The organism is Thauera sp. WH-1, from assembly GCF_047806685.1.
Lineage (GTDB): Bacteria > Pseudomonadota > Gammaproteobacteria > Burkholderiales > Rhodocyclaceae > Thauera.
On record NZ_JBLQGP010000001.1, the window covers coordinates 444,567 to 463,624 of the forward strand.

The 19,058-nt window shown below is 67.9% G+C and carries 19 protein-coding genes; 13 read left to right on the forward strand and 6 right to left on the reverse strand.

Translation table 11 applies throughout. The features are described 5' to 3' along the window. Positions 1-19: 19 nt before the first annotated feature. Together nadA and ACMV5O_RS02170 are read right to left on the reverse strand one after the other, a co-directional pair. Positions 20-1,120: a quinolinate synthase NadA gene (nadA, locus tag ACMV5O_RS02165; protein WP_416161919.1), complete on the reverse strand. Its 1,101-nt coding sequence runs from the start codon at positions 1,118-1,120 to the stop codon at positions 20-22. A gap of 56 nt (positions 1,121-1,176) precedes the next feature. Further along, positions 1,177-1,629 (reverse strand): rhodanese-like domain-containing protein, encoded by a 453-nt coding sequence (locus tag ACMV5O_RS02170; protein WP_416161920.1) that lies wholly within the window; start codon positions 1,627-1,629, stop codon positions 1,177-1,179. A 58-nt stretch (positions 1,630-1,687) separates the two neighbouring features. Between ACMV5O_RS02170 and ACMV5O_RS02175 the strand changes: the two genes are divergently transcribed. The 12 genes from ACMV5O_RS02175 (at position 1,688) to ACMV5O_RS02230 (ending at position 13,635) form a co-directional block, all read left to right on the forward strand. Beyond that, entirely contained in the window at positions 1,688-2,863 is a 1,176-nt protein-coding gene (locus ACMV5O_RS02175; RefSeq protein WP_416161921.1) for a cation diffusion facilitator family transporter, read from the forward strand. A gap of 216 nt (positions 2,864-3,079) precedes the next feature. Beyond that, positions 3,080-4,489, forward strand: a complete 1,410-nt coding sequence (gene glnA, locus ACMV5O_RS02180) for a type I glutamate--ammonia ligase (RefSeq protein ID WP_416161922.1) — start codon at positions 3,080-3,082, stop codon at positions 4,487-4,489. Between the two features lie 136 nt (positions 4,490-4,625). Then, on the forward strand, positions 4,626-5,114 hold the full coding sequence (locus ACMV5O_RS02185) for a DUF4124 domain-containing protein (protein WP_416161923.1): 489 nt from the start codon (positions 4,626-4,628) through the stop codon (positions 5,112-5,114). Between the two features lie 56 nt (positions 5,115-5,170). Next, on the forward strand, positions 5,171-6,238 hold the full coding sequence (gene glnL / locus ACMV5O_RS02190) for a nitrogen regulation protein NR(II) (RefSeq protein ID WP_416161924.1): 1,068 nt from the start codon (positions 5,171-5,173) through the stop codon (positions 6,236-6,238). A 31-nt stretch (positions 6,239-6,269) separates the two neighbouring features. Next, positions 6,270-7,688 (forward strand): nitrogen regulation protein NR(I), encoded by a 1,419-nt coding sequence (ntrC, locus tag ACMV5O_RS02195; RefSeq protein ID WP_416161925.1) that lies wholly within the window; start codon positions 6,270-6,272, stop codon positions 7,686-7,688. A gap of 326 nt (positions 7,689-8,014) precedes the next feature. Then, the gene (locus tag ACMV5O_RS02200) at positions 8,015-8,761 is read left to right on the forward strand and encodes a biotin--[acetyl-CoA-carboxylase] ligase (protein ID WP_416161926.1); all 747 of its coding nucleotides are present in this window, start codon (positions 8,015-8,017) and stop codon (positions 8,759-8,761) included. Then, on the forward strand, positions 8,758-9,495 hold the full coding sequence (locus ACMV5O_RS02205) for a type III pantothenate kinase (protein ID WP_416161927.1): 738 nt from the start codon (positions 8,758-8,760) through the stop codon (positions 9,493-9,495). Before ACMV5O_RS02200 ends, ACMV5O_RS02205 begins: the two co-directional genes overlap by 4 nt. A gap of 26 nt (positions 9,496-9,521) precedes the next feature. Further along, complete coding sequence (locus ACMV5O_RS02210; RefSeq protein WP_416161928.1) at positions 9,522-10,886, forward strand: TrpB-like pyridoxal phosphate-dependent enzyme; 1,365 nt, start codon at positions 9,522-9,524, stop codon at positions 10,884-10,886. A gap of 94 nt (positions 10,887-10,980) precedes the next feature. After that, complete coding sequence (locus ACMV5O_RS02215; protein ID WP_416161929.1) at positions 10,981-11,895, forward strand: SPOR domain-containing protein; 915 nt, start codon at positions 10,981-10,983, stop codon at positions 11,893-11,895. A 26-nt stretch (positions 11,896-11,921) separates the two neighbouring features. Further along, on the forward strand, positions 11,922-12,545 hold the full coding sequence (gene coaE, locus ACMV5O_RS02220) for a dephospho-CoA kinase (protein ID WP_416161930.1): 624 nt from the start codon (positions 11,922-11,924) through the stop codon (positions 12,543-12,545). Positions 12,546-12,635: 90 nt separating this feature from the next. Beyond that, complete coding sequence (gene zapD / locus ACMV5O_RS02225) at positions 12,636-13,391, forward strand: cell division protein ZapD (protein ID WP_416161931.1); 756 nt, start codon at positions 12,636-12,638, stop codon at positions 13,389-13,391. A gap of 7 nt (positions 13,392-13,398) precedes the next feature. Then, a complete protein-coding gene (locus ACMV5O_RS02230; RefSeq protein WP_416161932.1) occupies positions 13,399-13,635 on the forward strand; it encodes a DNA gyrase inhibitor YacG in 237 nt (78 codons plus the stop codon). Positions 13,636-13,668: 33 nt separating this feature from the next. Here ACMV5O_RS02230 and ACMV5O_RS02235 read toward each other — a convergent pair whose 3' ends face one another. Further along, positions 13,669-14,616 (reverse strand): Nudix family hydrolase, encoded by a 948-nt coding sequence (locus tag ACMV5O_RS02235; protein WP_416161933.1) that lies wholly within the window; start codon positions 14,614-14,616, stop codon positions 13,669-13,671. After that, positions 14,613-15,491: an ATP-binding protein gene (locus ACMV5O_RS02240; RefSeq protein ID WP_416161934.1), complete on the reverse strand. Its 879-nt coding sequence runs from the start codon at positions 15,489-15,491 to the stop codon at positions 14,613-14,615. The genes ACMV5O_RS02235 and ACMV5O_RS02240 overlap by 4 nt, the downstream gene beginning before the upstream one ends. 123 nt (positions 15,492-15,614) lie before the next feature. Between ACMV5O_RS02240 and ACMV5O_RS02245 the strand changes: the two genes are divergently transcribed. Then, positions 15,615-16,865: a murein transglycosylase A gene (locus ACMV5O_RS02245; RefSeq protein ID WP_416161935.1), complete on the forward strand. Its 1,251-nt coding sequence runs from the start codon at positions 15,615-15,617 to the stop codon at positions 16,863-16,865. 72 nt (positions 16,866-16,937) lie between these two features. On the opposite strand, the gene ACMV5O_RS02250 is transcribed toward ACMV5O_RS02245, so the two are convergent. Together ACMV5O_RS02250 and ACMV5O_RS02255 are read right to left on the reverse strand one after the other, a co-directional pair. Further along, positions 16,938-17,666, reverse strand: a complete 729-nt coding sequence (locus ACMV5O_RS02250) for a DsbC family protein (RefSeq protein WP_416161936.1) — start codon at positions 17,664-17,666, stop codon at positions 16,938-16,940. A 16-nt stretch (positions 17,667-17,682) separates the two neighbouring features. Continuing rightward, positions 17,683-18,846 carry a UbiH/UbiF family hydroxylase gene (locus tag ACMV5O_RS02255; protein WP_416161937.1) on the reverse strand — a complete coding sequence of 388 codons (1,164 nt, stop codon included), beginning with the start codon at positions 18,844-18,846 and terminating at the stop codon, positions 17,683-17,685. Between the last annotated feature and the right edge of the window lie 212 nt (positions 18,847-19,058).

Here is a 19,058-nt window from a genome sequence, read left to right on the forward strand (position 1 = left end):
CGTGCTGCCGGGCGCGGGTTCAGGACACGGCGAGCATGCGATCGAGGGCGATGCGGGCGAGTTCAGCCTCGTGCTCGGGCACCTTGATCTGGTTCACCACCTTACCCTCGGCGAGGTTCTCCAGCGTCCACGCGAGGTGCTGCGGGTCGATGCGCTGCATGGTCGAGCACATGCACACCGTCGGCGCCATGAACTGCACGACCTTGCCCTGCGGCTTCATCTCCTCGGCCAGCCGGCTCACCAGGTTGAGCTCGGTACCCACCAGCCAGTGGGTGTTGGGCGGCGCCTGGGTGATGGTGTTGAGGATGAATTCGGTCGAGCCGACGTAATCGGACTTCTGGCACACCTCGAGCATGCTCTCGGGGTGGGAGATGACGAAGCCATCGGGATGCTTCTCGCGCCAGCGGTCGATGTGCACCGGCTGGAACATCTGGTGCACCGAGCAGTGGCCCTTCCACAGCAGGATCTTCGCCTTGCGGATCTGCTCCGGGGTGAGGCCGCCGTACTCGAGGTCGGGGTCCCACACCACCATCTCGTCGAGCGGGATGCCCTTCTTGTAGCCGGTCCAGCGGCCCAGGTGCTGGTCGGGGAAGAACAGCACCTTCTCGCGCCTGGCGAAGGCCCAGTCGAGAATGGTCGGTGCATTGGTGGAGGTGCACACGATGCCGCCATGCTCGCCGCAGAAGGCCTTGAGGTCGGCGGCCGAGTTGATGTAGGTGACCGGCGTGATCACCTCGTCGGGCTTGTCGAGCACCTCGGCCAGCTCGCGCCAGCAGCGCTCGACCTTGGCCAGGCTGGCCATGTCGGCCATCGAACAGCCGGCAGCGAGGTCGGGCAGGATGGCGACCTGGCTCGGCTTGGACAGGATGTCGGCGACCTCGGCCATGAAATGCACGCCGCAGAACACGATGTATTCGGCGTCGGTCTGCGAGGCCAGGCGGGCGAGCTTGAGCGAATCGCCCGTCAGGTCGGCGTGCTGGTAGACATCGGCGCGCTGGTAGTGGTGGCACAGCAGCACCGCACGCTCGCCGAGGCGGGCGCGGGCAGCACGGATGCGCTCCTGCGCCTCGTTGTCGGCGAGCACGTTGAAGCGGTCGAAGCTGATGGTGGCGACTTGCATGGTGCGAATCCCGGTCCTTGCAATGGGTTCAAAAACAGCGCCTGGGCGCAGCGTCCTCAGCCCTGCTGCCAGGGCAGACCGGCATGACGCCAGCCGCCGATGCGGTTGCGCTGGCCGTTGGCGTCGCGGTCACCCTCGAAGCCCTCGAGAACGTTGTAGCAGTTGGCGTAGCCGGCGGCCGAGGCGGCCTTTGCCGCGGAGTCGGAGCGCGCGCCGGAACGGCACAGGAACATGACCAGCGCCTCGGGATCGACCTGATGCGTCAGCTGGGTCATGAAGTGCGGGTTGTCCTGCATCGAAGGGTAGGACTTCCATTCGATCTCGACCGTTCCGGGGATGCGGCCCACCCAGTCGAGTTCGGCACGCGTACGCACATCGACCAGTTTCGCGCCCGGTGCCAGCTGCATCACCTGCCAGGCTTCGGCCGGGGTGAGCGCGCCCTGGTAGGGCAGGCCGAGGTTTTCTGCGCGCTCACGCGCCAGCGTCAACAAGTCCGACAGGGTTCCCATGCGCACATCCGTCTAGAATCAGAATTTGCCGAAGTATAACGCGTCCGCCGCGCTCTCCATGCAGATCCAGAACGCCCCCTCCCGTCATGCAGCCAGCCCCCAGCAGGCACGCAGTCGCGGCATCCGCCGTACCACGCTGGTCGCCATCTGCACCAACGCCACCCTCACCGTGTGCCAGGTCGTCATCGGCCTGTTCGCCAATGCCTTCAGCCTCGTCGCCGACGCCGCGCACACGCTCTCTGACCTCGTCACCGACCTCATGGTGCTGATCGCCGGCCAGCGCAGCGCGCACCCGGCCGATCTCAATCATCCGTATGGCCATGGCCGCATCGAGACGGTGACGACGATGGTGCTGGGGGTGGTGCTCGCCGCAGTCGGCATCGGATTCCTGTGGAATTCGGGCCTGCGCCTGCAGACGATCGACGAACTGCCCGAACTGCACCCGGCGGCGCTGGTGATGGCGCTGCTGACCATCGTCGCCAAGGAGGGCCTGTTCCGCTACACGCTTGCGGCCGGGCGCCGGCTGAAGGCGCCGATGCTGGAGGCCAATGCCTGGCATGCGCGCTCGGACGCGGCCTCGTCGCTGGTCGTCGCGGCCGGCATCGGCGGCAGCCTGGCGGGCTACCCCTTTCTCGAGCCGCTGGCCGCGGCGGTGGTGGGTTTCCTGATCCTGCACATGGGCGTCAAGCTGGCGCTGAAGTCGGTACGCGAGCTGATCGACACCGGCCTGCCCGCCGAGGAACTCCAGCGCCTGCGGCGCACGATCGAGGACACGCCGGGCGTGCTCGGCCTGCACGACATGCGCACCCGCCGCATGGCCGACCGCGTGCTGTGCGACGCTCATGTGCAGGTCGACCCGCGGCTCACGGTGTCGGAAGGTCATCGCATCTCGGACGCGGTCTATCTGCGCGTGCGCGACGCACACCCCGAGGTGCAGGACGTCCTGGTGCACATCGACCCGGAAGACGATGCCGACCTGCAGGTCGTACCTCCCGGCCCGATTCCCGAACGCAGCGAAGTCCTCGAGGTCGTGCGCGCGCTGCTGGGGCCGGCTGCGCCACGGCCGCAGCGGGTTCAGATCCACTATCTCGGCGAGCGGCTCGAGGTCGAGATCATGATCCCCTCCAGCCTCGACACCGAGCAGCTGGATGCCTTCGGGCAGCGCCGCCAGGCCTGGCTCAAGGCTCATCCGCACTACCGCGCAATCCGCCTTTTTTACAATGGAGCACCATAATGGTGCGCTATCACCAACCGTTGCACCAATTCTGTGCATACCGCCTCGCATACAGGCACCGCTTTCGGGCATCTGCCCTTGTGGCACAATGAGTCACGGATTTTTTATTACCTGGCACGCTTAGTGCTTCTTGGCTCTTCAGAAATCCGGCGCACCGACCAACAACCGCTGCTCCACCCGCTCAACGCAAACACCGCCATCTCACCAGGAGTGAAAATGAACGCACAAGACGTCATGAAGCTGATCCAGGAAAACGAAGTGCGCTTCGTGGACCTGCGCTTTACCGATACCCGCGGCAAGGAGCAGCACGTCGGCCTGCCCGTGTCCGCCTTCGAGGAAGAGCACTTCGAGCACGGCCACCCCTTCGACGGCTCATCGATCGCCGGCTGGAAGGGCATCCAGGCTTCGGACATGATCCTGATGCCCGAGCCTTCCTCGGCCTATATCGACCCCTTCTTCGATGAAACCACGCTGGTGCTGACCTGCGACGTCATCGAGCCGTCCGACGGCAAGGGCTACGACCGCGACCCGCGTTCGATCGCCAAGCGCGCCGAGGCTTACCTGAAGAGCACTGGCATCGGCGACACCGCCTTCTTTGGCCCGGAGCCCGAGTTCTTCATCTTCGACGCCGTCGAATGGTCGGTCGACATGTCGGGCGTGTACAGCAAGATCATCTCGGAAGAGGCCGCCTGGTCCACCGCCGACAAGTTCGAAGGTGGCAACACCGGCCACCGTCCGCGCGTCAAGGGCGGCTACTTCCCGGTGCCGCCGGTCGACAGCCTGAACGACATCCGCGCCGCCATGTGCCTGGCGCTGGAAGCGGCGGGCGTGCCGGTCGAGGTGCACCACCACGAAGTGGCCAACGCCGGCCAGTGCGAGATCGGCACCAAGTTCAGCACGCTGACCAAGCGCGCCGACTGGACCCAGGTGCTCAAGTACATCGTGCACAACGTGTCGCACCAGTACGGCAAGACCGCCACCTTCATGCCCAAGCCCATCGTCGGCGATAACGGTTCCGGCATGCACGTCCACCAGTCGATCTGGAAGGACGGCCAGAACCTGTTCGCGGGCAACGGCTACGCCGGCCTGTCGGAGATGGCGCTGTACTACATCGGCGGCATCATCAAGCATGCCCGCGCACTCAATGCGATCACCAACCCGGGCACCAATTCCTACAAGCGCCTGGTGCCGCACTACGAAGCCCCGACCAAGCTGGCCTACTCGGCCCGCAACCGTTCGGCCTCGATCCGCATCCCCTATGTCGCCAACCCCAAGGGTCGCCGCATCGAGGCGCGCTTCCCGGACCCCCTGGCCAACCCCTACCTGTGCTTCGCCGCGCTGATGATGGCGGGCCTGGACGGCATCCAGAACAAGATCCACCCCGGCGACCCGGCCGACAAGAACCTGTACGACCTGCCGCCGGAAGAGGACGCGCTGATCCCGACCGTGTGCACCAGCCTCGAGCAGGCGCTGGAGTACCTGGACAAGGATCGTGACTTCCTGACCCGCGGCGGCGTGTTCTCCAATGACTTCATCGATGCCTACATCGAGCTGAAGATGGAGGAAGTCGATCGCATGCGCATCACCACCCACCCGGTGGAATTCGACATGTACTACAGCCTGTAATCGGCGAAGCACCGCGCACAGCGAGGGGGACGGGCATTGCCCGTCCCTTTTTTCTGCGGTCTAATCAGGCTTCATTCCGCCAGGATAAGGGCCACAGCGCCGGGATCGCCCCGGAGGCGCCGGCCCGCACAAGCGCATGCGTTCGCCCCGACTCTTCCTGCTGCTTCTGCTCGCGACCCTGAGCGCCCCTGCCCGGGCCGACATCTACAAATGCACCGACGCCGATGGCCGGGTGACCTATACCAACGATCGCTCGCTCGGCCGCGGCTGCGTGCGCCTGGAGTCGGATCTGCCGGTGTCGTCGGTGCCAGCGCCGGTGCGTCGGCCCGCGGCGGCGCCCGCCGCACCGGCTGCGACAAGCCCGGGCGCCTTCCCGCGCGTGAGCCCGAACGACCAACGCAGCCGCGACGACGCACGCCGGCAGGTGCTGCAGTCCGAGCTTGCGAACGAAGAAACGGCGCTCGCCGAGGCGGAGAAGGCGCTCGCTGAGCAGGAGTCGATCCGCCTCGGCGACGAGCGCAACTACCAGAGGGTGCTCGACCGCCTGCAACCGTTCAAGGACAAGGTCGAACTGCACCAGCGCAATATCGAGGCCTTGCGGCGGGAGATCTCCGGCCTGAGGTAGCCCACAACGCCTGGCGCGCATCTTGCTTTTCAACGATGGACCTTCAGGACGCGCCCATGCCATCGCCCCCCCTCCACTCCGCCACCGGCCCCTTCGCCGGACTCGAGCTGCTGTCGTCGGCGGTCGTTCTCGTAGACGGCAGGCTGGTGATCCGCTACCTCAATCCGGGGGCGGAAAACCTGTTCGCGATCAGTCAGCGCAAGCTGCTCGGCCAACCCCTGGCGCGCCTGCTCGGTAGCCCCCCCGGGCTGGCAGCAGCGCTGGACAATGCGCTGCGCACGAACTGGAGCTATACCGGCCAGGACCTCACCATCAGTCGCAACAGTTCTGAGCCGGTGCGGCTCGACTGCACGGTGACCCCGGTGGAAACCTCGGGCGTGCGCCTGCTGCTGGAGTTCCGCCCGATCGATGCGCAACTGCGGGTCGCCCGCGAGGAACAGCTGCTGCACCAGCAGCAGGCCAATCGCGAGCTGATCCGCAACCTCGCGCACGAGATCAAGAACCCGCTCGGCGGCATCCGCGGCTCGGCGCAACTGCTGCAGCACGAACTGGACGACCCGCAGCTGCGCGAATTCACCGACGTCATCATTGCCGAGGCCGATCGCCTGCAGGATCTGATGAACCGCCTGCTGAGCTCGCACTGCATGATGCGACCGACCCAGCTCAACATCCACGACGTGCTCGAGCGCGTGCGGCGGCTGATCCTGGCGGAGTTCCCGCAGCTCACGATCCGCCGCGACTACGACCTCAGCCTGCCCGAGATCACCGCCGACCGCGAGCAGCTCATCCAGGCCGTGCTCAACATCGTGCGCAACGCGGCGCAAGCCCTCGAGGGCGCAGGCGAGATCCTGCTGCGCACCCGCATCGCGCGCCAGGTCACGCTCGCCAAGCGTCGCTTCAAGCTGGCACTGGAATTGCAAGTGATCGACAACGGCCCCGGCATCCCGGCGGAGATCCGCGACAAGATCTTCTATCCGCTGGTGTCGGGGCGGGATGGTGGCAGCGGGCTGGGCCTGTCCCTCGCGCAGAGCTTCATCGAACAACATCAGGGCATGATCGACGTGGACAGCCGCCCCGGGCGGACCTGTTTCACGATCCTGCTGCCGATCTCCGACCGCGTCTGAACACCGGACGCACCAGAATAGTGCATACACAATGAATAACGTCTGGATCATTGACGATGACCGTTCCATCCGCTGGGTACTCGAGAAAGCCCTGAGCCGCGAAGGCATCACCCACACCAGCTTCAGCTCGGCCAACGACGCCCTCGCGGAGCTCGCCCGCACGCCCCAGCCGCCAGCGGTGCTGCTGTCCGACATCCGCATGCCGGGCGAGTCCGGTCTCGATCTGCTGCAGAAGGTGAAGGCCCGCCATCCGCAGCTGCCGGTCATCATCATGACCGCCTACTCCGACCTCGACAGCGCGGTGTCCGCCTTCCAGGGCGGGGCCTTCGAATACCTGCCCAAGCCCTTCGACGTCGACCAGGCGGTGGCGCTCGTTCGGCGTGCGCTCGAGCAGGGTGCGCACCAGCATGGTGCAGCGGAGGAGACCTCGCTCGCGCCCGAGATCCTCGGCCAGGCACCGTCCATGCAGGAGGTGTTCCGCGCCATCGGCCGCCTCGCGCATTCGCACGCCACGGTGCTGATCAACGGCGAGTCCGGCAGCGGCAAGGAACTGGTCGCGCGCGCCCTGCATCGCCACAGCCCGCGCCGTGATGCGCCCTTCATCGCGATCAACACCGCCGCGATCCCGCGCGACCTGCTCGAGTCCGAGCTTTTCGGTCATGAGCGCGGCGCCTTCACCGGCGCCGCCACCCAGCGCCGCGGCCGCTTCGAGCAGGCCGACGGCGGCACGCTGTTCCTCGACGAGATCGGCGACATGCCGGCCGAGCTGCAGACGCGCCTGTTGCGCGTGCTCTCCGACGGCCATTTCTACCGCGTCGGCGGCCAGCAGCCGATCCGCGCCAACGTGCGCGTGATCGCCGCCACCCACCAGGACCTGGAGGAGCGCGTGCGCCAGGGGCTGTTCCGCGAGGATCTGTTCCATCGCCTCAACGTCATCCGCCTGCGCCTGCCGCCGCTGCGCGAACGGCGCGAGGACATCCCGCTGCTGATCCGCCACTTCCTGCAAAAGAGCGCGCAGGAGCTCGGCGTCGAGCGCAAGCGCATCTCCGACGCCGCGCTCGAATACCTGCAGGGCCAGCCCTTCCCGGGCAACGTGCGTCAGCTCGAGAACCTGTGCCATTGGCTCACCGTGATGGCGCCGGCGCAGACCGTGGAGGTCGCCGACCTCCCGCCCGAGATGCGTGAACAGCCGGGGCGCGAGGCGCCCTCGAGCTGGGTCGAGGGTCTGGGCGCCGAAGCCGACCGCCTGATCGCGACGAGCCCGGGCGAGGTCTTCGATCGCCTGACGCGCGAGTTCGAGCGCGCCCTGATCCGACGGGCGCTGACCGCCACCGGCGGGCGCCGGATCGAGGCGGCGCAGCTGCTCGGCATCGGCCGCAACACCATCAGCCGCAAGATTCAGGAGCTCGGCATGGAGGAGGGGCGCAACGGGGACGAGCCGGAGCACTAACGCGCTCCGGCGAGGTGCCCGGCGCCGGGCTCGACAGTTCCCGGGCCGATCGGGCCGTGTACCGGGCTCGTGCATCAAATCAGGATGGCGGATAATGCGGCATCGTTCCCCTTCGCCGGATTGCCGCCTTGCCGCCTGCCCCCCCCTCCCCAGCCGCCCCCTCCCCCGCCGCGGGCTGCCCTGCCGGCTCTGATGCCGGCCCTGCTGCAGATGCAGCGACGGAACCTACCCCGCTGCCGCAAGACCCTGCCGAGGTCGCCGCACGGTCGCACACGGAAGCGCAGCGCGAGCTTGCGCGCCGCATCGGTGCCCTCGCCGACAGCTTCGTGATCGACTGGTGCGCTGAATGCGCCTCGACCAACAGTGTGCTGATGGAGACCACCCCGGCCGATGACGGCCGCGTGCATGTGATCGTGGCCGAGCGCCAGACCGCGGGACGCGGACGCCGCGGCCGGCAGTGGCTGTCCTGGGACGGCGCCAGCCTGACCTTCTCGACGCTGTGGCGCTTCGCCCCGGGCGCGCCGGTACCTGCGGGACTGTCGCTGGTGGCGGGCGTTGCCGTGGCACGCGCGCTGGAGCAACTCGGCGTGCAGGGCGTGCAGCTGAAATGGCCGAACGACGTGCTGGTCCATGGCAACAAGCTGGCCGGCATCCTGGTCGAGCTGCTTCCCGGGCGCGGCCGCACCCCGGCGGCAGTGATCGGCATCGGCATCAATGTCGACCTTCCCGCCCACGCGGAAGTCCCGGACCAGGCGGGCGTCACCGATCTCGCGTGCGCACTGCAGGCGCCCCCGCCCGCGCGCAGCCTCGTGCTCGCCAGCGTCCTGGTCGAACTGCAGCGCCTGCTCGAGACCTACGCCGCGGCGGGCTTCGCCGCACTGCGCGGCGCTTGGCAGCAGCGCAATGCGTTTGCCGACCTGCCGGTGCGCATCTGTAGCGACACGGACACGCTGGAGGGCATCTGCAGTGGCGTCGATGACGACGGCGCCCTGCTGCTGCGCACCGAGGCGGGCACACGCCGCGTGCTGGTAGGCGACGTCTCGCTGCGCCCCCTGCCTGGAGCGAAGGTGTGATCCTGCTCGTCGACGCCGGCAACACGCGCATCAAGTGGCGGGTCATCTCGCCGGGCGAGCCGCTGCGCGCGGTCGACGAGGGCGCACTCGCGCATGAGGCGATCGGCGAGCTCGCCGCCATCTGTCGGCGCCACACCGGACTCGGCCGGGTCTTCGGCTGCAACGTCGCCGGCATCGGCGTGGCCAACGCAATTGCCGCCGCCTGCGGCCCACTGGCGGTCGATTGGCTGCACCCCGGTGCCTCGTGCGGCGGCGTACGCAACCTCTACGAACAGCCCGGGCAACTGGGTGCCGATCGCTGGGCTGCGCTGATCGGCGCGCGCCAGACGCATGCGCACGCCTGCCTGGTGGTCACCGCCGGCACCGCAACCACGGTCGACCTGTTGTCGGCGACAGGGGACTTTCTCGGCGGCCTGATCCTGCCCGGCGTCGACCTGATGCAGCAGTCGCTGGCACGCGGCACGGCGCAATTGCCGCTGGCCGATGGCCACTTCGCACTGCAGCCGCGGCGCACCATCGATGCGATCCGCTCGGGCTGCCTGCAGGCCCAGGCCGGTGCGGTCGAGCGCATGTTCCGCCAGATTGCCGACGCACCCGGGGCGACCTGCCTGCTCGGAGGCGGCGCCGCCGCGAGCTTCGCCGACCTGCTCGACATTCCGCTGCGGCGCATCGACAACCTGGTCCTGCTGGGCCTGGGGGCGATTGCCGGCGCCGCTGCCATCACACGACACTGACACACACACAAGAGGGAGAAGACACGATGGAAGCCACCCGTATCCTGCTCGACGCCGCCGACATACCAACCCACTGGTACAACGTCGTCGCCGATCTGCCCAGCCCGCTCGCGCCGCCGCTCGGACCCGATGGCAAGCCAGCGACGCCCGAGCAGATGGGCGCGATCTTCCCGGGCGCCATCCTCGAGCAGGAGATGAGCGCCCAGCGCTGGATCGCCATCCCCGAGGAAGTGCGCGAGATCTACCGCCTGTGGCGGCCGAGCCCGCTGGTGCGCGCGGTGCGCCTCGAGCAGGCGCTCGGCACCCCGGCGCAGATCTTCTTCAAGTACGAAGGCGTGTCACCCGCCGGCTCGCACAAGCCCAACTCCGCGGTGCCGCAGGCGTTCTACAACAAGCAGGCCGGCATTAAGCGCCTCACCACCGAGACCGGCGCCGGCCAGTGGGGCTCGTCGATCGCCTTCGCCGGGCAGATGTTCGGCCTCGAGGTGCGCGTCTATATGGTCAAGGTCAGCTACGGCCAGAAACCCTACCGCCGCCTGATGATGCAGACCTGGGGGGCGGAGGTGTTCGCCAGCCCCTCGGAGCTCACCGAGACCGGCCGCCGCCTGCTTGCCGCGGACCCGGACAACCAGGGCTCCCTCGGCATCGCCATCTCCGAGGCGGTCGAGGAAGCCGCCAGCCGCGCCGACACCAACTACACGCTGGGCTCGGTGCTGAACCACGTCGTGCTGCACCAGAGCATCATCGGCCTCGAGGCCAAGAAACAGTTCGACAAGGTCGGCCTCTACCCGGATGTCGTCATCGGCCCCTGCGGCGGCGGCTCGAGCTTTGCCGGCATCGCCTTCCCCTTCCTCGCCGACAAGGCCGCCGGCGACAAGCGTGCCGAGCGCCTGCGCTGCGTCGCGGTCGAACCCAGCTCCTGCCCGACGCTGACGAAGGGCCAGTACGCCTACGACTACGGCGACGCCTCCGGCTTCACGCCGCTGATGAAGATGTACACCCTCGGCCACGACTTCATGCCGCCGGGCATCCACGCCGGCGGGCTGCGCTACCATGGCGACTCGCCGCTGGTGTCGCAGCTCTTCCACGAGGGCCTGATCGAAGCCGTCGCCGTGCCCCAGCTCGCCACCTTCGAGGCCGGCGTCCAGTTCGCGCGCGCCGAGGGCATCATCCCTGCGCCGGAGTCCTGCCACGCCATCCGCGCCGCGATCGACGAGGCGCTCAAGTGCAAGGAAACGGGCGAGGCGAAGACCATCCTGTTCAACCTTACCGGCCACGGTCACTTCGACATGAGCTCCTACGAGCGCTTCTTCTCAGGCAAGCTGGAGAACTACGACTACCCTGCCGACGCCGTCGCCGCCTCGCTCGCCCATCTGCCGAAGCTGGGCTGAGCAGCGACGACGCGCGGTCGCCGCGCGCGCTCGGTCCGGGCGCGGCGGCGCCACCCTCCCAACGGCGAGCCCCGCCATCGACAACGCTGAAGGCATGACGACCCTGCGCCTCCTGATCATCCTGTTCCTGGTGCTCAATGCCCTCGCCTTCGCCGCCATCCAGGGCTGGCTGGGCGGCGGCGTGCCGACAGGCGAACCCGAGCGCATCGCCAACCAGCTCAACCCCGAGCACATTCGCCTGTCGCACGAGACACGCCCGCCCCCCGACGAGGCCGAAGGGCGGCCGCTCGAGTTCGCCGAGACGGCACCCGAGGCCCCGCCCGCCCCCGCAATGACGTCGGCAGCGACGCCGGCAACCGACCTCGTGGTCGAGCCCGAAGCGGCGCCCGCGCAGGCGGCAGAGGATGAAGGCGATGCGCACGCCCTCGTCGTCGACGCCGAGGACGCGATCAATCGCGACAGCCCGGCCGTCGATCCCGCCCCGGTCGCCGAGGCACCGGTGCCTGTCGCGCCCTTGCCGCCCGAGCCCGTCGCACCCACAGCGCCCACTGCTCCCGCACCGCCCACCATTTGCCAGGCCTGGGCCGGCCTCACCGCCGCCGAAGCCGACCGTCTGGGCGAAGGCCTGCGCCGCATCGGCGTCACGCCAGTCCGCAGCCGCAACGAGACGCCCGACTCCTGGTGGGTGCGCATCCCGCCCCAGCCCAGCCGCGCCGATGCCGACACCCGGGTCGCGGAGCTGCGCCTGCTCGGCGTCAGCGACACCTTCATCGTGCAGGAGCCGGGGCCGACCCAGTACGCCGTGTCGCTCGGTGTGTTCAAGACCGAGAACCGCGCCCGCGTGCTGCTCAGCCAGCTTCGCGCACGCGGCGTCAGCAATGCCGGCGTCGAGCCGCGCATGACGACGAGCTATCACTTGCAGGCCACCCTGACCGCGGCGCAGTTGCGCAGCGTCGAACAGGGCATTGCGCGCGTGGCGTCGAAACGCCAGTCCTGCGCCGCGCGCTGAACCCCTCGCCCATCCGCCACGACCGCATGAACGACCTCGCCCACCGTCCCTACATCGTCGGTCTGACCGGCGGCATCGGCAGCGGCAAGAGCGCCGCGACCGAGCACTTCGCCGCACTCGGCGCCAGCGTGGTGGACACCGACCACATCGCCCATGCGCTGACCGCGCCGCGCGGGGCGGCCATCGACGCCATCCGCAACAGCTTCGGCGATGTGATGATCGCGGCCGACGGCAGCCTCGACCGCGCGGCGATGCGAGCCCGCGCCTTCAGCCAGCCCGATGCCCGTCGCCAGCTCGAGGCCATCCTCCACCCCATGATCCGAGACGAGAGCGCTCGCCAGTGCCGGGCAGCAGGCGGCCCCTATGTGATCCTGGCCGTGCCCCTGCTGGTCGAGTCGGGCAGCTATCGCCAGCGCTGCGATCGCATTTGCGTGGTGGACTGCCCCGAAGCGCTGCAGATCGAGCGCGTCAGCCGGCGCAGCGGACTCGACGAGGCACAGGTCCGCGCGATCATGGCGACGCAGGCGAGCCGACAGCAACGCCTTGCCGTCGCGGACGACGTCATCGACAACGGCGGCTCGCTCGCCGCACTGCAGGCGCAGGTCGACAGGCTGCACGCCGCCTATCTCGCCGCCGCCCGCGCGCGATGAGGCGCCAGGGGCCATGCAGCCTGTGCCAAAGGGGCGCTGTGCTATCATCGGCCCGAATTCAAGGGGCGCAATACTTGCGGACTGTGTGCGGTGATTAGTTACGAATATCCTCTCAACGAACGCATCCGCACCCTGCTGCGTCTTGAGGATCTGTTCCTCAAGATCGCACACTTCACCGCCGCAGGCGCACCGCAGGATCACCACGTCGCGCTGCAGACCATCTTCGAGACGCTCGAGGTCGCCAGCCGCGCCGATCTCAAGGTCGATCTGGTGCAGGAGCTCGAGCGCCAGCGCCAGATCCTGATGTCCTTCCGCAACAATCCCGAGATCTCCGAAGAGGCGCTGGCCGGCGCCCTTTACGAGATCGAGCAGGCGTCAACCGGCCTGCTCGCGATGGCAGGCAAGATCGGCCAGTACCTGCGCGAGAACGAGTGGCTGATGAGTATCCGCAGCCGCGCCGCGATCCCGGGTGGCGTATGCCAGTTCGACCTGCCCTCCTACCACTACTGGCTCAATCGCGAACCCGAGGTCCGCCGCGGCGACCTCGACACCTGGATCCAGCCCATGGCGCCGATCCGCGACGGCATCGAGATCGTGTTGCGCCTGTTGCGCGCGAGCGGACGCGCCGAGGCGCAGCTTGCACGCAGCGGCGCCTTCCAGCTCACGATGGCCGGCCGCAGTGCGCAGATGGTGCGCGTGCGCCTCGCCCGCGCCGAAACCGTGGTGCCGGAAATCAGTGCCAACAAGTACGCGCTGAACGTTCGCTTCATGCTGCCGGAGACGGTCGCCCGCCCTCGCCTGGCCGAGCGCGACGTCGCCTTCGAGCTGACCTTCTGCAGCCTGTGAGTCAGCGATGAACGACACGCCGCGCAGCACCGCACCGCGTACCGTGAACTGCCCCAGCTGCGGCAAGCCCGTGGTCTGGCAGCCAGAGAGCCGCTATCGCCCGTTCTGCTCGGCGCGCTGCCGTCAGCTCGACCTCGGCGCCTGGGCCTCGGAAGGCTATCGCGTGCCCAGCTCGCCGCCGGACGGCGAAGACAGCGGCGAAACCTTCGCCCCGCCCGGCATCGGTGAAGGCCGGCCGCGCTGAGCGGCGCGGCCCTCACCGGCAACCGACACGAACCTAGCCGGCAACGTCCCATACGCCGCGGATCGCGGCGATACCATGCGCGCCGGCATCGCGTGCACGGTCCATGTCGGCGCTGCCCAGACCGCCGAGCGCGAATACCGGCAACGGCAAGCCCGCGCACAGCGCCGCAAAGTCACGCCAGCCCAGAGCCGCTTGGCCGGGATGCGTCGTGGTCGGCTGAACGGGGCCGAGGAGGACGCAATCCAGCCCCAGAGCGGCCGCATGCTCCAACTCCGCACGCGTGTGGCAGGACGCGCCCACCCACTCGAAAGCCGGGCGCCGCTGCGTCGTCATCAACAGGCGCGCCGGCAGGTGGACACCGTCGGCGCCGACGCGCGCAGCGAGCGCGGCATCGCCATTCACCACCAGCAACCCGTCGCAGGCGTGCAGCCTTGCGACCAGTTCTCGCGCCAGCACCTCACGCGCGCCATCGTCGAGTCCGGACTCGCGCAGCTGCACCAGGCGCAGGCCACGGCCGATCTCGCGCTCGGCGGCGGCCAGCTGCGCGCCGACGCCGAGCCTTGCGGCCTGCGTGATGCCCATCAGGCGAGGCAGCCGCAGCGCCTTCAGGATCGGGCCATTGGCGGGCAGCATCGGCGCCGGCGCGGGGTCCCCCGGGAGGACCCAGGCCAGCGCGCTGTGAACACGGTCATCGAGCTCTCCTTCCCAGGCCGCCACCTCGAAGAAATGCAGCCTGACGTGCGCATGCTCGTAGAGGTGCTCGCGACGCAGCCAGGGGCGCAGCCGCGTGACGCGTATGCCGAGCTCCTCTTCGAGCTCGCGGCACAAGGCCTGCGCCGGCGTCTCGCCCGGCTCGACCTTGCCACCGGGAAACTCCCAGTAACCGGCATACACGGTGTCCGCCGCCCGCTGCCCCAGCAGGTAGCTGCCGTCCGCGCGCAGCAATACCCCAGCGGCCACATCCACCAGCTTGCGCGTCACCGTCCGCGCCCCTTGTCCTCCAGTCGGCCGGCATGATCGCGGGCGAACTGCCAGGCCACGCGCCCCGAACGCGAGCCGCGCATCAAGGCCCACTGCAGCGCATCCTGGCGCGCCCCGAGGATCGCCTTGCGCGACACGCCGAAGCTGCGCAGCCAGTGCGCGACGATGTCCAGGTAGTCGTCCTGGCTGAAGGGGTAAAAGGAAATCCACAAGCCGAAGCGTTCGGACAGCGAGATCTTCTCCTCAACCGCCTCGCCCGGGTGTAGCTCGCCGTCGACATGACGAGCCTGCAAGTTCTCGTCGTGATACTCGGGCATCAGGTGGCGCCGGTTCGAGGTCGCATACACCAGCACATTGTCCGACATCGCCGACACCGAGCCGTCGAGCACGCTCTTGAGCGCCTTGTAAGCGTCCTCGCCCTCCTCGAAGGAGAGGTCGTCGCAGAACAGGATGAAGCGCTCGGGCCGCCCATCGACGAGTTCGACGATCTCAGGCAGGTCCACCAGGTCGCTCTTGTCGACCTCGATCAGTCGCAGCCCCTGCCCGGCATACTCGTTGAGCAGGGCCTTCACCAGCGACGACTTGCCCGTTCCCCGTGCGCCCGTGAGCAGCACGTTATTGGCGTGGCGCCCGGCAAGGAACTGGCGCGTATTGCGGTCGATCCGCGCCTTCTGCTCGTCGACGTCCTGCAGGTCGTCGAGCGCGATGCGGTGCGGCAGGCGGACGGGCTTCAAGGCGGCCCGGCCATGACGGCGCTGCCAGCGAAAGGCGATGGCGGCACCCCAGTCGGGGACCTCCGCCGAACCGGGAAGAAGGGTTTCGAGGCGTTCGAGCACGCGCTCGGCACGGCTCAGCAGGTCTGCAAGCTCAGTCATCTTTGCGCCAGGGGCATCCATTCAAAGGGGGTAACTCGGCAGCCACGCAGCGGGACGCGCCCACCCGGTCTGTGGTTAGTCGTGACCGGTATACTGCGCACTTCCTGCTTTCGAGTTTAACCGATGCATCCGATGATTCCGGCCCTCGCCAGGCGCCTTGCGCTACCCATGTTCCTCGGTCTGCTCGCGACCGGCTGTGCCCATCAGCCCACCGAGCCCGTTCACGCGGCCGCTGCAACCTGCCCCCCGCCGCCCGCCTGCCCGGCCTGTCCGGTCTGCCCCAGTGCGGCGCCCACCGCCCCACCGGCAGAGGCAGCCGCGCCGCTCCAGCCTGCCACCTGGGAGCAACTGAGCGCCTGGACGGACGACGACCCGGCTGCCGCCTGGCCTGCGCTGCGCACCTCGTGCTCAACCCTGGTACGTCAGTCGGCCTGGAAGGACGCCTGCGAGGCTGCGGCGCTTCTCGGCCGCACCCCCGCCTCCGCCGATGTGCGCCGCTTCTTCGAGACACATTTCGTCCCGTGGCGGCTGGTCAACGCGGACGGCAGCACCGAGGGCTTGGTGACCGGCTACTACGAGCCCCTCATACGCGGCAGCCGCACACGCAACAACCGCAGCCGCTGGCCGCTGCACGGCGCGCCAAAGGACATGCTGACCATCGAGCTGGGTGACGTCTATCCGGATCTCAAGCACCTGCGCCTGCGCGGCCGGGTGGTGGGAAACAAGGTGCTGCCCTACTGGACGCGCGAACAGATCGGTGCGCGTGGCGCCGACATCGCCGCGCCGGTGCTGCTCTGGGCCGACGACCCGATCGACCTGTTCTTCCTCCAGGTGCAGGGCTCGGGACGCGTGCAGCTGGCGGACGGCAGCATGGTCCGCGTCGGCTATGCCGACCAGAACGGGCACCCTTACCAGTCGATCGGTCGCTGGCTGGTGGCAAAGGGCGAGCTGACGCTGGACAAGGCGTCGATGGACGGCATCAAGCGCTGGGCACAGGACAACCCGCAGCGCCTGGACGAACTGCTCAATGCCAACCCGAGCTACGTTTTTTTCCGCGAACTGCCCGCCTCCGACGGTGGTCCGATCGGCGCGCTTGGTGTCCCACTGACCGAAGGCCGCAGTATCGCTGTCGACCCACGTTACGTCCCGCTTGGCGCCCCGGTGTTCCTGTCGACCACCTACCCCATGACTGCCCGGCCGCTGAACCGCCTCGTGCTCGCGCAGGACACGGGCGGGGCGATCAAGGGCGTAGTGCGCGCGGACTTTTTCTGGGGCTTCGGGGCCGAGGCCGGGCGCGAAGCGGGCCGCATGCGTCAGCAAGGCAGCATGTGGGTCTTGCTGCCACGTGGCATGTCGCCCCCTACGGCACGCTGACCACGCGACGCCGCCTGCCGCCGATGATCACCTGGATCGGCGGCAGGCGGCGCGAACGCGTGCCGGTGGCGATCAGCGCTTGACCTTGGCAAGCGCTTTTTCCAGCTCGGCTGCTGGGACATAGCCGCCGATGCGGGTTCCGTCGGTCAGGAAGATGGTCGGCGTGCCACTGATGCGCAGACTCTGCCCGAGTTCCACGTTGCGGGCCACGACCGCCGCATCGCAATCTGCCCTCGCTGGCTCCTTACCGTCGACCACCCATGACGTCCATGCGTCACCCTGGTCTTTCGCACACCAGATGTTGTTTGACTTGACGGCCGAGTCCTCGCTCAGGATCGGGTACAAGAAGGTGTAGATGGTGATGTCGTCCATCTGCGCCAGCTCCTTGCCGAGGCGCTTGCAGTAGCCACAGTTCGGATCCTCGAAGGTCGCGATCACGCGCGTGCCCTTGCCCTTGACCACCTTCACCGCCTGCTCGAGCGGCAGTGTGGAAAAATCGATCGCGGCGAGCTGGGTCAGCCGCGCCTGGGTGACGTCGCGTCGGGTCGCGGTGTCGATCACATTGCCGTCGATGATGAAGCTGGTCTTTGCATCCGTGTAGACGAGTTGGCCGTTCTTCAGCAGCACCTCATACAGGCCGCCGTACTCGGTGCGCGTCACGGACTCGACCGCCGGCGCGCCGATGAACGCCTCCATCCCCTTCTTCACGTCAGCCTCGCTCGCCTGAGCGGCCGCGGCAATTCCGAGTGCAAGTGCAAGTGAGAGGGATTTGAAGGCAGAGCGCATGAAAAGGGATTGCATCAGTTTCTCCGAGGGGTCAGAAGCGGCCATTGACTGCATAGCGAATGAGCGCATCCGTTACGACCGGAAGGCGGTCAGTGAGGTTCATTCCGGAGTTGCGCAACAAGCCCAGCAGGGGGTTGCGCGCTCCGAACAGGCGATTGAGTCCGTGCGTCAGGTGTTGAAGCAGGAAGGGCTCTTCGGCGCGCCGCCGAGCATACCGCCGCAGCACCGCATGCTCCCCGACATCCCGCCACGAAGGCAAGGCCGCGAGCTCCTGCGCCAGCACCTTGGCATCCTGAAAACCGAGGTTGATCCCGTGCCCCGACAGCGGATGGATCGCATGCGCCGCATCGCCAATCAGGGCGACCCGGGGGCGCACGATCTCGTCGACACGCATCATCCGAAGCGGAAACGCTGCCCGCGGGGTGCGCACTTCGAGGCCACCGAGACGGCCTCCACCGGCCTCAGCCACTCGGCCGCAAAAATCCATGTCGTCCATGGCCATCAACTCATCCGCCACCGTATTCGGAGCCGACCATACCATCGACATCAACCCATCCGGCAGCGGCAGCCAGGCCAGCACGCCATCCTCGCGAAACCATTGGAACGCCGTACCGCGATGCATGTGTTCGCAACGGAAATTGGCCACAACCGCCCGTTCATCATAGGGCGTCAACTTGGTCTCGATACCGAGCGTCTCCCTGACCCAGGAATCGCGACCATCGGCGCCGACCACCAGTCCCGCGATGATGCTGCGCCCATCCGCGAGGCGCAGCGTCACCCCGCCGTCTTCCACGACGAGGTCGGCGGGCACCCCCGGACAGAGGAGCGTGACATTGTGCTGGCGCTTGAGGCTTTCCCATAATTCAAGGTGCACCAGGCTCGATTCGCCGATCCATGCGAGCTCCGCGAGACCGCTGTCGTAAGCGGAGAACCTAAGCTCGCCCCCGGCATCACCGAATATCTTCATTTCGCCCACGGGCATCAGGCGCGCCCGATCGAGGTGCGACCACACGCCGAGTTCAGAGAGGAAGGTCGCGCTCGCGGGACTGTAAGCGTACACACGCTGATCCCAGTCACTGCGGCGCGCAGGCGGCGCATGTTCCACCACGGCAATGCTGAGTCTGCTGCGGCGCAACGCGACTCCTAGTGCGGCACCCGCCAAACCGCCACCAACGACCACGATGTCGAAATTCATTTCATTCCCGTGGAGCGACAAGAGCGCTTGATTCTGCCCGAGCTGCGAATGGAGGTCACGCCCGGGTAGCAGCGTGCGCCCAAAGCACAAAAGCCCGAGACACGCTGTACGCGCCTCGGGCTTGTGCTGAATGGTTTAGTCTGACGATGACCTACTTTCACGAGGGCGGACCTCACTATCATCGGCGCATGTGCGTTTCACGGTCCTGTTCG